This window comes from Pseudomonas sp. (assembly GCF_051660785.1).
Classification (GTDB): Bacteria; Pseudomonadota; Gammaproteobacteria; order Pseudomonadales; family Pseudomonadaceae; genus Aquipseudomonas.
Genome location: NZ_JBOFQE010000006.1, coordinates 37758 through 50254, shown reverse-complemented (window position 1 = coordinate 50254; position 12497 = coordinate 37758). Strand labels below are relative to the sequence as shown.

Annotated in this window: 10 protein-coding genes; 7 read left to right on the top strand and 3 right to left on the bottom strand. The window is 60.7% G+C overall.

The annotated features are described in order from the left end of the window. Window positions 1-237: 237 nt before the first annotated feature. Window positions 238-1419: an NO-inducible flavohemoprotein gene (gene hmpA, locus ACRC4F_RS01575; RefSeq protein WP_438657778.1), complete on the bottom strand. Its 1182-nt coding sequence runs from the start codon at window positions 1417-1419 to the stop codon at window positions 238-240. 156 nt (window positions 1420-1575) lie between these two features. Between hmpA and norR the strand changes: the two genes are divergently transcribed. From norR to ACRC4F_RS01550, 5 genes are all read left to right on the top strand, one after another. Next, a complete protein-coding gene (gene norR / locus ACRC4F_RS01570; RefSeq protein ID WP_438657777.1) occupies window positions 1576-3129 on the top strand; it encodes a nitric oxide reductase transcriptional regulator NorR in 1554 nt (517 codons plus the stop codon). Window positions 3130-3419: 290 nt separating this feature from the next. After that, entirely contained in the window at window positions 3420-4322 is a 903-nt protein-coding gene (locus tag ACRC4F_RS01565; protein ID WP_438657776.1) for a chemotaxis protein CheV, read from the top strand. 27 nt (window positions 4323-4349) lie between these two features. Further along, a complete protein-coding gene (locus ACRC4F_RS01560) occupies window positions 4350-4808 on the top strand; it encodes a GNAT family N-acetyltransferase (protein ID WP_438657879.1) in 459 nt (152 codons plus the stop codon). A 163-nt stretch (window positions 4809-4971) separates the two neighbouring features. After that, complete coding sequence (locus ACRC4F_RS01555) at window positions 4972-5298, top strand: hypothetical protein (protein WP_438657775.1); 327 nt, start codon at window positions 4972-4974, stop codon at window positions 5296-5298. Window positions 5299-5381: 83 nt separating this feature from the next. Continuing rightward, complete coding sequence (locus tag ACRC4F_RS01550) at window positions 5382-6131, top strand: YkgJ family cysteine cluster protein (protein ID WP_438657878.1); 750 nt, start codon at window positions 5382-5384, stop codon at window positions 6129-6131. A 169-nt stretch (window positions 6132-6300) separates the two neighbouring features. On the opposite strand, the gene ACRC4F_RS01545 is transcribed toward ACRC4F_RS01550, so the two are convergent. Together ACRC4F_RS01545 and ACRC4F_RS01540 are read right to left on the bottom strand one after the other, a co-directional pair. Continuing rightward, a complete protein-coding gene (locus ACRC4F_RS01545; protein ID WP_007943495.1) occupies window positions 6301-6558 on the bottom strand; it encodes a hypothetical protein in 258 nt (85 codons plus the stop codon). Between the two features lie 248 nt (window positions 6559-6806). Continuing rightward, window positions 6807-7178, bottom strand: a complete 372-nt coding sequence (locus ACRC4F_RS01540) for a DUF6124 family protein (RefSeq protein WP_438657774.1) — start codon at window positions 7176-7178, stop codon at window positions 6807-6809. 1055 nt (window positions 7179-8233) lie between these two features. On the opposite strand from ACRC4F_RS01540, the gene ACRC4F_RS01535 reads away from it, so the two are divergent. Further along, the gene (locus tag ACRC4F_RS01535; RefSeq protein WP_438657773.1) at window positions 8234-9394 is read left to right on the top strand and encodes an efflux RND transporter periplasmic adaptor subunit; all 1161 of its coding nucleotides are present in this window, start codon (window positions 8234-8236) and stop codon (window positions 9392-9394) included. Then, window positions 9391-12492: a multidrug efflux RND transporter permease subunit gene (locus ACRC4F_RS01530; RefSeq protein ID WP_438657772.1), complete on the top strand. Its 3102-nt coding sequence runs from the start codon at window positions 9391-9393 to the stop codon at window positions 12490-12492. The genes ACRC4F_RS01535 and ACRC4F_RS01530 overlap by 4 nt, the downstream gene beginning before the upstream one ends. Window positions 12493-12497 lie beyond the last annotated feature (5 nt).

Sequence of the window (12497 nt, the reverse complement as noted above, 5' to 3'; positions counted from 1 at the left end):
GCAGGCTCCAACCTTTGAGAGCCCGGCGCGCTCCGGTGGTGATCGGGGAATAGACGATAAAGCGGTTAAGGAGGGATTAACTTTTGAATGATTTTTACGAAGGAAGGCCGTGGTGCGGCCAATCGCGAGCAGGCTCGCTCCCACATTCGACCGCATTTCCCTGAGAGAACTCGGTCAAGTTTGGGAGCGAGCCTGCTCGCGATGAAGGCGACTCGGTCCCCCGAGCCGCCGCATAGCTTATTCCAGTGCCGAAGCGGGCCCGAAGAACTCGTAACGACTTTGCTTCTCCGGCACACCCAAGGCCTTGAGGTGACGCTTGATCGCCGCCATGAATCCTTTCGGCCCCAGGAAGTAAGCATCCAGATCACGCTGCTCCGGCAACCATTCGCCCAACTGCTCCCGGCTCAACAACCCGACCTTGTGCGCTGCCGGGCTCACGCCGTCATCTTCGGCGTAGCAATAGAAGCGCTTGAGTTGCGGGTGACGCTCGGCCAAACCATCGATCCAGTCGCGGAAGGCGTGAACGCTGCCGTTGCGCGCGCAGTGGATAAAGTGCACCGGCCGTTTGGTTTCCAACGCCGCTTCCAGCATCGCCAACGTCGGCGTGATGCCGACACCACCGCTGATCAGCACCAGCGGTTTGTCGCTGGCGGTGAGGGTGAACTCACCCGATGGCGGGAACAGTTGAATGCTCGAGCCGACATGCAGCTGATCGTGCAAGTGATTGGAGGCGCGGCCACCGGTTTCACGCTTGACGCTGATGCGGTACTGGCCTTTGTTGGCCAAGGCCGACAAGGAATAGTTACGGCGGATTTCTTCGCCATCGAGGATCAGTTTCATGCCGATGTACTGGCCCGGCTCAGCCGCCAGAATCGCGCCTTTGTCCGCAGGTTCGAAGTAGAACGAGGTGATTTCCGCGCTTTCCTCGACCTTGTCCGCGACGATGAATTCCCGCGCCCCGCGCCATCCGCCGGGCGCCTGTTCTTTTTGGTCGTAGATGCTGGTTTCGGCACCGATCAGGATATCGGCCAATTGACCGTAGGCCGCGCCCCAGGCGCTCATCACTTCCGGGGTGGCGATTTCTTCGCCCAGCACTTCGGAGATCGCCCGCAGCAGGCAGCTGCCGACAATCGGGTAGTGTTCAGGCAGGATTTGCAGGGCCACGTGTTTGTTGATGATTTTGGCAACGAGATCGCCCAACTGATCGAGCTGGTCGATGTGGCGTGCATACATCAATACACCGTTGGCCAGGGCGCGTGGCTGATCACCGCTGGCCTGGTGAGCCTGGTTGAACAGCGGGCGGACTTCCGGGTATTCGGAGAGCATCATGCGGTAGAAGTGAGTGATCAGCGCTTCGCCACCGCTTTCCAACAGCGGCACGGTGGATTTGACGATGGCACGGTCTTGAACGCTAAGCATAAAGTGACTCCTGGGCTACTTGGGTTGCTAACTGATTGCCCTATACGTATCACTTTCTATGCCAATTATTTAAACGTTTAAAATCAACAAGTTATAAACAGAGTAGTCATATCGACACAGACTGACTTATAGTCATACCGACTACACGGAGTCACTATGACTGCAAAATCCTTGCTCACCGCCCTATTGCCGCTGGTCTCCGACCTGTCCCGCGAACTGCCCGAGGGCGAGCGTTATCGACGCCTGCTCGAAGCCATGCGCGCGCTGCTCCCCTGCGATGCCGCTGCCCTGCTGCGCCTTGATGGCGAATGGCTGGTGCCGCTGGCCGTCGACGGGTTGAGCACCGACACCCTGGGCCGGCGCTTCAAAGTTAGCGAACACCCGCGTTTCGAAGCGTTGCTCAGCAGCCCAGGCCCGACGCGGTTCGCCGCCGACAGCGACTTGCCCGACCCTTACGATGGACTGGTCGACGGTCTTGATGAGCATCTGGAAGTCCACGACTGCATGGGCTGCCCGCTGTTTATAGACGAGCGCCCATGGGGTTTGCTGACCCTCGACGCCCTCGACCCGGAACAATTCGAACCCATCGAACTGGACGCCCTGCAAGCCTTCGCCAGCCTCGCCGCGGCTACCGTCAACGCCGCCGAGCGCATCGAACGCCTGGCCAATCGCGCCGAAGACGAACACCAGCGCGCTGAGGTTTACCGTCAGGCCAGCGGCCAGCAGAACCGCGAGATGATCGGCCAGAGCAAGGCGCATAAACGCCTGGTGGAAGAGATCAGCCTGGTCGGCGGCAGCGACCTGACCGTGCTGATCACTGGCGAAACCGGGGTCGGCAAAGAGCTGGTGGCGCAGGCGATTCACGCGGCCTCGCCTCGGGCGGATAAACCGATCATCAGCCTCAACTGCGCCGCCCTGCCGGACACGCTGGTGGAAAGCGAATTGTTCGGCCATGTGCGCGGCGCCTTTACCGGCGCCACGAATGATCGGCGTGGCAAGTTCGAACTGGCCAATGGCGGTACGCTGTTTCTCGATGAAGTCGGCGAATTGTCCCTGACCGTGCAAGCCAAGTTGTTGCGAGTCCTGCAAAGCGGTCAGTTGCAGCGCCTGGGTTCGGATAAAGAACACCAAGTGGACGTGCGCCTGATCGCGGCGACCAACCGCGACCTCGCCGAAGAAGTGCGCAGCGGCCGCTACCGCGCCGACTTCTATCATCGCCTGAGTGTTTACCCGCTGCTGGTGCCGGCCCTGCGGGATCGCGGGCGGGATGTGCTACTGCTCAGCGGTTATTTCCTGGAACAGAACCGCTCGCGGATGGGCCTTAACAGCCTGCGCCTGAACAGCGACGCGCAGGCGGCATTGCTGGCGTATGGTTGGCCGGGGAATGTGCGGGAGCTGGAGCATTTGATTGGTCGCAGCGCGTTGAAGGCGCTGGGGAACTGCAAGGAACGGCCGAAGATTCTGAGTTTGAGTGCGGCGGATCTGGATTTGCCCAACGGCAGTGTTGAAATCGCCGCCATTGAGCAACCGGTGGCGAGTCCCGCCGTGTTGGTCGCGGGAGATTTGCGTGAGGCCACCGAAAATTATCAGCGACAATTGATCAGCGCTTGCCTGGAACGGCATCACGATAACTGGGCGAGTGCGGCGCGCGAGCTAGGCCTGGACCGGGCGAATCTCGGGCGGATGGCCAAGCGTCTGGGCATGAAATAGAGCATTAAGGCTTGCGCAATCCCTGTGGCGAGGGGGTTTACCCCCGTTCGGCCGCGAAGCGGTCGTAAAACTGACGATGAGGTTCTATCTGAAAAAAAGCGAGGAGCGCTTCGCACTCCAACGGGGGTAAACCCCCTCGCCACAGGTGGGTGTTTTTGCCACAAAATTCCGTATTGGACCAATGGACGGGGAATGCCCCTAAAGCCTGCCCCCAACAAGTCGATAACCCGGCATCGATAGCTTTTGGCGACTCTTCACTCGCCCATCACCTTTTTCCACAGAAGGTTTTTATGTCCTCCACCAAAGCCCGCGCAGACTCACTTTCGCTTCTGCTGTTTACCTTGCGCAGCGGCAAGTTGATGGCAATCAACCTGCTGAAAGTCAGCGAAATCATCCCCTGCCCGCCGCTGACCAAGCTGCCGGAGTCGCACCCCCACGTCAAAGGCATCGCCACCCTGCGCGGCGCGTCGTTGTCGGTGATCGACCTGAGCCGCGCCATCGGCGAGCGGCCATTGGAAGATCCGAACGGCGGCTGCCTGATCGTTACCGACGTCAGCCGCTCCAAGCAGGGCCTGCACGTTCAGGCCGTGAGCAAGATCGTCCACTGCCTGACCACCGACATCCGCCCGCCACCCTTCGGCTCCGGCGGCGTGCGCTCGTACATCACCGGCGTGACCTCGGTCGACGGCACCCTGGTGCAAGTGCTGGACATCGAAAAAGTCATCCACGGCATCGCCCCGGCGCAGATCGAAATGGCCCCGACCGAACTGAGCATGGAAGACGCCGAAGTGCTGGGTAACGCGCGGATTCTGGTGGTCGATGACAGCCAGGTCGCGCTGCAGCAATCGGTCCACACCCTGCGCAACCTTGGCCTGCAATGCCACACCGCCCGCAGCGCCAAGGAAGCCATCGACTGCCTGCTGGACCTGCAAGGCACGGCGCAGCAGATCAACCTGATCGTCTCGGACATCGAAATGTCGGAGATGGACGGCTACGCCTTCACCCGCACCCTGCGCGAAACCCCGGACTTCTCGCATCTTTACGTGCTGCTGCACACGTCGCTGGACAGTGCGATGAACAGCGAGAAAGCGCGTCTTGCCGGGGCCAACGCGGTGCTGACCAAGTTCTCCTCGCCGGAACTGACCCGATGCCTGATCGAGGCGGCCAAGGCCGTCGCCGAACAAGGTCACTGAGTCTTGGCCGAGCAATTCTGCTTCTTGATGCGGCGCAACCTCGCTGAGGCTGTGCCCGCGATCACTTGGCCTCAAGGGATAGACATCGTCGAATACCGCCCCGAACTGGCTGAAGCTGTGCATCGTTTGATGGAGCTCGGTTATCAGGAGGGTGGCGGTCGTGTGCCGGGACTGGATGTCTGGCAACAGCGGTTTGAGACTGATCCGGAATACGATCCGAGTCTGTGTTTTATTGCGCTGGATGGCGAAAACATCGTCGGCGTTTGCCAGTGCTGGACCAGCGCGTATATCAAGAACTTGGTGGTGCATCCTCGGGCTCAGCGCCTCGGGCTGGGTCGTGCGTTGCTGCTCCACGCATTTAAGGCGTTTCAGGATCGCCGGGAAGGCTTTGTGGATTTAAAGGTATTGGAAGACAACCTTCGGGCGCAGCGGTTGTATGAAAGTGCCGGGATGTATGTGGTCCGCAGGGAATTGGTTCCCGCCTGACCCACCGCCATCGCGAGCAGGCTCGCTCCCACAGGGGGGCTAGTGCACACCACAAATCCACTGTGGGAGCCAGCCTGCTGGCGATGAGGCCGACACATTCAACCCAAAACCATCAGGCATACTCCACCCCTCGGCCAACTCACTGCCCAAGGATGCCTGCCCCATGAAAACCGCAACTCTGACCTTCCTCTGCCTCACCGCCCTCGCCACCCAGGCCCACGCCTCCAGCCCCGACGCCTGGGCCGCCTATGACAAAGCCATGCTCGCCGGCTGCACCAAAGCCAGCGGCCTGAAAAATGCCAAACCCGTCGGAAAAGCCGCGCAATTCGACGACCGCGTCGACTACACCGCGCTCCTGCTGCAAGGCCAATACCCGCAAAAACACATGAAAGGCCAGCAAGGCACCGAGCTGTGCCTCTACAACAAAAAGACCAAAACCGCCTATGTGACCGAGTGGGACTCCATCCGCCCCGCCGCCAAATCCCAGTGACTGGCGCATAACTTGCTTCGAATCGCACCTTCGCGGTGTCTTTCTGGCGCCACTTCATGCCCTCCGAAGCGACCGGCCGTTCAATGAATACGACTTTTTCCTGCGTAGGTTGCGGTAAATGCTGCAACGACCACCACGTGCCCCTGACCCTGGCCGAAGCCCGTATGTGGGCGGCGGACGGCGGTCAGGTGATCGTGTTGGTGGAAGGTTTCCTGGGCAACGGCCTGGGCCTGCCCGTGCGGCAACGGGACCACGCCGAACGCCGTTCGGTGGTGGTACGAAGCGGCGAGTCCGAGGCGTACGTGGCAATCACCTTTGCGGCGTACAACGTCGGCCGCTGCCGGAATCTTGACGAAGACAACCTCTGCCGCATCTACGAACGCCGACCGCTGGTGTGCCGCATCTACCCGATGGAAATCAATCCGCACATCGCGCTCAACACCGCCGTGAAGGAATGCCCGCCCGAGTCGTGGGAGCAGGGCCCGGACTTGATCATCGGTGGTGAGCTGGTGGATCAGGAACTGGCGGCATTGATCCAGCGCTCACGTCAGGCGGATCGCGATGACATTCAGACCAAGGATGCGATTTGCGGGCTGTTGGGGATTCGGACTACAGCGTTGAAGGGGGATGGGTTCACGGCTTATCTGCCGGATATGAGCGCGTTTGCCAGGGTCATTGATCAGCTTTCAGCGCAACCGCTGATGGCGTCGGGCAGTGACTGGCAGTTTCATGTGTCGGGGGAAGACATTGCTCGGCAAGTGCAGGCTGCCGGGGCGCAAGTGGCGACTGAAGCGCCGGTGAACTATGCGTTTATATCGTTGCGGGCGGCTTGATCCAGAAGCTATGTCGCCTGTTATTGCCTCATCGCGAGCAGGCTCGCTCCCACAGTGGATCTTCGCCGTACACAAAATCTGTGTCCTATAGAGATCAACTGTAGGAGCGAGCCGGCTCCGGGCGGCGTTCCGACGATGACGGCAGATCAGGCAACGCAGAGCTAGAAACTCAACGCTTACCCATCGACCGACGCGTCCCAGGAGGCGCCGCCCCCGGCGTCTTGGTATGGCCATTCTTCGCGCCATTCTTGTACCAAGGCTGGCTGGCGTTCTTCGCGGCGGCCAGATCACCCGGTTTAAACGGGAACTTGAACGCCGGGATCGCGGCTTTGGTTTCGCTGTCTGCGCTGGAGTCGACGCTGTCTGGCAGGTCTGCCTGGTCGTCGCTCAAAGCGTCGGCAACCGGCGGTTGTGTCGGGGAAGTCATGAAAGCTCCGGGTGATGCAAAAGAGTCGGGCCCGGTCAGCGAGCCACGAAAGGCGGCAGTATACCTGTGTCGAGAGCCGCAAGCTTCACGCCGCAAGCGAGTCCGTCGGGTTTTGTGCCAACTGACACACCCCAATCGCGAGCAGGCTCGCTCCCACAAGGACACCGCTGTACCTGTGGGAGCGAGCGGTGCGGCGATCCGACTTGCCCGCGAAGAACGATAACGCGGTCAACCAGACCAAACGCTACCTAAGCCGGAAGCTCCACCCTGTCCAACACCCGATTCACCGCCAACTCCGCCAGCATGATGACCTGCTGAATCGCCAACACCGTATGACGCTGCGGCCCCACCAGATTCGCCGCAAAATCACTACTCATCACACTCGCCGACGCCAAAGACTCACAGGCATGGGCCAACAGACTTTCTGAATCAATTTCGGGGGCGACCACAAACATCGTGCTCGGACGACGCGGTTTTGCGGCGTATTGCTCGGGCGGATCGAGGTAGTAATCGAGGGCGCGTTTTATGGCTTCGCGGTCTTTGATGAGCGCTTCGGTCTGAGTGACCTCGTCGCTGGGAGTAGAGGTGTCGATGGGTGGATCGGGGATTAACTTATCCATGCAAATTTCCTTTTGATGTTGGAGCCATCAATTTCCGATCTCACTCGGAGCAGAGGTGGCAGCTATGTGCGGTGTGAGATTACCGGCAAAAGGAACCCGGCCAGACCGAGGTCTGCCCGCACACAGCCGCCATAAAAAACTTGCAGGCAGCGGATAAGCTGGCGGCAATTATGGGGGGCCTTGCGCTGGTTTCCAATTGTTCAGCCGGAATCTCACTCCCGGTCGCTGAGTTTTCAGCGACAGCCGAAGGTTAGAGAACACGCTTCCTACCCGGCAACCTGAAAAATGCGTGGGAAAACGCTGTGTTTCTTACACATCTTTCAACACACAAAAATGGGACGCGGAGCGTCCCGGGCGGTATTCCTTTGCTGCGCGTAGGGAACGATCAATCGGGGGCAACAGAAAGAAATTGGTCGGCTATCAGGCCGCCATCGCTGGCAAGCCAGCTCCCACAGGGAATATGTACATCTGCAAGTGATTGGTCGGCTGTCAGGCCGCCATCGCTGGCAGGCCAGCTCCCACAATGGATCGGCATACACCGGTCGCTTTTCACCACTCAATAGGTCGAGCGTTAGCTCGCCTGCTTTTGATTTTGATCTGCCCGCCCCTTTCGGAAGGCTGAGTGGAGGTGTTTATCCGGGGAGTGGCGCGAAGCGCCGTTCGACGCAGTCGAACACGCTGCATGTAGGTGCAGCGAAGCCAACCGGAGGGCAGTGTCCCCGGATGAATACCGGAGCGAAGGAACGCCGAGCCTTAGCGAGGGGCCGGACGCTTGGGGCGAGCGTTTTTTTGCTTACTTTTTTTAGGCGCTTGTAAAAAAAGTGAGTCGCCGTAAGGGCGAAACCATCAGCCGCCGTTACCGCAGAAATGGATATGTACACCTGAAAGAGCTTGGTCGGCTATCAGGCCGCCAAGGTCAAAAAAATCACCGACTAAAGCCCCAAACTGTCAGCGCCGTCAGTTACCAGTCACCTTCCTGACCAGCGAACAGGTTTATAAAGGAAGATACAAACCTGACCCCACTCCCCGACCACCCAGCCCGGCGCCCCACTCGCATGCGAATTCAGAAAAAAACCGCCCTCATCGCAGGTCTGCTGATCGCCTTGGCAGCGGGAGGCGCGTGGTACGTCACCAAACCCGCCACCGCCAAACTCGCCGCGCCCACAGCAATCCCGGTCCGAGTCGTCAGCGTCACCGAAAAAGACGTCCCCCGCTACGTCAGCGGCATCGGCTCGGTCCTGTCCCTGCACAGCGTAGTGGTCCGCCCACAAATCGACGGCATCCTCACCAAAATCCTGGTCAAAGAAGGCCAACTGGTGAACAAAGGCGACCTGCTCGCCACCATCGACGACCGCTCGATCCGCGCCAGCCTCGACCAGGCCCGGGCCCAACTGGGCGAAAGCCAGGCCCAACTGCAAGTCGCCCTGGTCAACCTCAAGCGCTACAAACTGCTGAGCGTCGACGACGGCGTATCCAAACAGACCTACGACCAGCAACAAGCCCTGGTCAACCAACTCAAAGCCACCGCCCAAGGCAATCAGGCTTCAATCGACGCCGCCCAGGTGCAGCTTTCCTACACACAGATTCGCTCCCCGGTCACCGGCCGCGTCGGCATTCGCACAGTCGACGAAGGCAACTTCCTGCGCATGACCGACGCTCAAGGCCTGTTCACCGTGACCCAGATCGACCCGATCGCCGTCGAGTTCTCCCTGCCGCAGCAAATGCTGCCGACCCTGCAAGGCCTGATCGGCGACCCCAAGCGCGCACAAGTGAAAGCCTACATCGGCGCCGACACCGATGGCGAAACCGGCAACCTGCTGGGCGAAGGGCACCTGACCCTGATCGACAACCAGATCAACGCCAACACCGGGACCATCCGCGCCAAGGCTGAATTCAATAATGCCGGGCAGAAACTCTGGCCGGGTCTGCTGGTAACGGTAAAAATTCAGACAGCGCTGGATAAAGATGCGCTGGTGGTCCCACCCACCGTCGTACAGCGCGGTCTCGATCAACATTTCGTGTACCGGGTCAACGGCGACAAGGTCGAAACCGTCACCGTACAAATGGTCTACCAGGGCAGCGGCCAGGACATCATCAAAGGCGTCAAACCCGGCGACGTGCTGGTCAGCGACGGCCAATCGCGGCTCAAACCCGGCTCGACCGTGCAGGTCCTGACCGAGCCACCACAAGTGGTCCAGTCGGAGTCGAAACCATGAAGACCCACGGTGGGGTTTCGGCGTGGTGCATCGATCATCCGGTAGCGACGATCCTGCTGACCTTCGCCCTGGTGTTGCTCGGCGTCATCGCCTTCCCGCGCCTGCCGATTGCGCCGCTGCCGGAAGCCGAATTCCCGACCATCCAGGTCGCCGCGCAATTGCCCGGCGCCAGCCCCGAAACCATGGCGTCATCGGTGGCCACGCCGCTTGAAGTGCAATTCAGCGCCATCCCCGGGGTGACTCAGATGACTTCGAGCAGCGCCCTCGGCTCGACCAACCTGACCTTGCAATTCACCCTCGACAAAAGCATCGATACCGCCGCCCAGGAAGTGCAGGCCGCGATCAACACCGCCGCCGGCAAACTGCCGAAAGACATGCCGAACCTGCCGACGTGGCGCAAGGTCAACCCGGCCGACAGCCCGGTGCTGATTCTCAGCATCAACTCAACCTTGATGCCTGGCCCCGAACTCAGCGACCTGGTGGAAACCCTGCTCTCGCGTCAGATCAGTCAGATCGACGGCGTAGGACAAATCAACATCACCGGTCAGCAACGTCCGGCGATCCGCGTTCAAGCCTCGGCGGACAAACTGGCGGCCATCGGCCTGACCCTGGCGGACATTCGCCTGGCGATCCAGAACACCAGCCTCAACCTGGCCAAAGGCGCGCTGTACGGTGAGTCGAGCATTTCGACGCTGTCGACCAACGACCAGTTATTCCACCCGGACGAATACAGCCAACTCATCGTTTCCTACAAGGACGGTGCCCCGGTTCACCTCAAGGATGTGGCGAAAGTCGTCAACGGTTCGGAAGATGCCTACGTGCAAGCCTGGGCCGGTGACAAGCCCGGGGTGAACCTGGTGATTTCCCGGCAACCGGGCGCCAACATCGTCGAAACCGTGGACCGCATCCAGGCCGCCCTGCCCGGCCTAGAAGCCATGCTGCCGGCCTCGGTGCAGGTCAAGGTGCTGGTCGACCGCACCCAGACCATCCGCGCCTCGCTGCATGAAGTGGAAGTCACCCTGCTGATCGCGATCATGCTGGTGGTGGCGGTGATGGCGCTGTTCCTGCGCCAATGGTCGGCGACCTTGATCGTATCTGCCGTGCTGGGTGTTTCGCTGGTTGCCAGTTTCGCCCTGATGTACATCATGGGTTTCAGCCTGAACAACCTGACGCTGGTGGCGATCGTGGTGGCCGTGGGGTTTGTGGTCGACGATGCGATTGTCGTGGTGGAGAACATTCACCGCCATCTGGAAGCCGGCGACGGCATGCGCGAAGCGGCGATCAAGGGCGCCGGCGAGATTGGTTTTACCGTGGTCTCGATCAGCTTCTCACTGGTGGCGGCATTCATTCCGCTGCTGTTCATGGGCGGTGTGGTCGGGCGGCTGTTCAAGGAATTCGCGCTGACTGCAACCTCGACCATCATGATTTCGGTGGTGGTGTCGCTGACGCTGGCGCCGACCCTGGCTGCGCTGTTCATGCGTGCACCTGTGCATCACGCCCACAGCAAACCGACGTTCGGCGAACGCTTGCTGGCAGGTTATGAAAAACTGCTGCGCCGCGCCCTCGCCCACCAGAAATTGATGATCGGCGTGTTCTGCGTGTCGCTGGGTCTGGCGATTGCTGGTTACATCTTTATCCCCAAGGGTTTCTTCCCGGTGCAGGACACCGGTTTTGTCCTCGGCACCACCGAAGCCACTGCCGACATTTCCTACGGCGACATGGTGAAAAAACACCTGGCGATGGCCGAAATCGTCGCCGCGGACCCCGCGGTCGCAGCGTTTTCCCACTCGGTCGGTGTCTCGGGCAGTAACCAGACCATCGCCAACGGCCGCTTCTGGATTTCCCTGAAAAAACGCGGCGACCGCGATGTCTCGGCCAGCCAGTTCATCGACCGGATTCGCCCGCAACTGATGAAAGTCCCGGGCATCGTTCTGTATTTGCGCGCCGGCCAGGACATCAACCTCAGCTCCGGGCCGAGCCGCGCGCAGTACCAATACGTGCTCAAGAGCAATGACGGCGCAACCCTCAGCACCTGGACCCAGCGCCTGACGGAAAAACTGCGCGCCAACCCGGCGTTCCGCGACATTTCCAACGACCTGCAACTGGGCGGCAGCATCACCCACATCAGCATCGACCGCAGCGCTGCAGCCCGTTTCGGCCTGACCGCCAGCGATGTCGATGAAGCGCTGTATGACGCCTTCGGCCAACGCCAGATCAACGAATTCCAGACCCAGATCAACCAGTACAACGTGATTCTGGAACTGGACACCAAGCAACGCGGCAAGGCCGAAAGCCTTAACTATTTCTACCTGCGCTCGCCGCTGAGCGGGGAAATGGTGCCGCTGTCGGCGCTGGCCAAGTTCGACGCGCCAACGGTCGGCCCGCTGTCCATTGCCCATGACGGCATGTTCCCGGCCGCCAACTTGTCGTTCAACCTCGCGCCCGGCGTGGCGTTGGGCGATGCGGTGATCATGCTCAACCAGGCCAAGGTCGATATCGGCATGCCGGCGGCCATGAGCGGCAATTTCCAGGGTGCGGCGCAGGCGTTCCAGAGTTCACTGGCCAGCCAGCCGTGGCTGATTCTGGCGGCGCTGGTGGCGGTGTACATCATTCTCGGCGTGCTCTACGAGAGCTTCGTCCATCCGCTGACCATCATCTCGACCCTGCCGTCGGCCGGGCTCGGAGCGGTGATCATGCTGTGGATCTGCGGCCAGGACTTTTCGATCATGGCGCTGATCGGGCTGGTGTTGCTGATAGGCATCGTCAAGAAGAACGGCATCCTGATGATCGACTTCGCGCTGGAAGCTCAGCGCAAGGGCGGCCTGCCGCCGGAAGAGGCGATCTACCAGGCCTGTATCACGCGGTTCCGGCCGATCATCATGACCACCCTCGCCGCCCTGCTCGGCGCGCTGCCGCTGATGCTCGGCTACGGCACCGGCGCCGAACTGCGCCAGCCATTGGGCATCGCGGTGGTCGGCGGCTTGCTGGTGAGCCAGGCGCTGACGCTGTTCACCACTCCGGTCATATACTTGTGGCTGGAGCGGCTTTTCCATAAGCCCAAACCCGCACCGATGCCGGCGCTGGCAACCACAGACTGAGGCGG

Excerpts from the sequence above, each read along its gene's own strand:
- hmpA (WP_438657778.1), bottom strand. The coding sequence starts at position 1,419 with ATGCTTAGCGTTCAAGACCGTGCCATCGTCAAATCCACCGTGCCGCTG.
- norR (WP_438657777.1), top strand. The coding sequence starts at position 1,576 with ATGACTGCAAAATCCTTGCTCACCGCCCTATTGCCGCTGGTCTCCGAC.
- ACRC4F_RS01565 (WP_438657776.1), top strand. The coding sequence starts at position 3,420 with ATGTCCTCCACCAAAGCCCGCGCAGACTCACTTTCGCTTCTGCTGTTT.
- ACRC4F_RS01560 (WP_438657879.1), top strand. The coding sequence starts at position 4,350 with ATGCGGCGCAACCTCGCTGAGGCTGTGCCCGCGATCACTTGGCCTCAA.
- ACRC4F_RS01555 (WP_438657775.1), top strand. The coding sequence starts at position 4,972 with ATGAAAACCGCAACTCTGACCTTCCTCTGCCTCACCGCCCTCGCCACC.
- ACRC4F_RS01550 (WP_438657878.1), top strand. The coding sequence starts at position 5,382 with ATGAATACGACTTTTTCCTGCGTAGGTTGCGGTAAATGCTGCAACGAC.
- ACRC4F_RS01545 (WP_007943495.1), bottom strand. The coding sequence starts at position 6,558 with ATGACTTCCCCGACACAACCGCCGGTTGCCGACGCTTTGAGCGACGAC.
- ACRC4F_RS01540 (WP_438657774.1), bottom strand. The coding sequence starts at position 7,178 with ATGGATAAGTTAATCCCCGATCCACCCATCGACACCTCTACTCCCAGC.
- ACRC4F_RS01535 (WP_438657773.1), top strand. The coding sequence starts at position 8,234 with ATGCGAATTCAGAAAAAAACCGCCCTCATCGCAGGTCTGCTGATCGCC.
- ACRC4F_RS01530 (WP_438657772.1), top strand. The coding sequence starts at position 9,391 with ATGAAGACCCACGGTGGGGTTTCGGCGTGGTGCATCGATCATCCGGTA.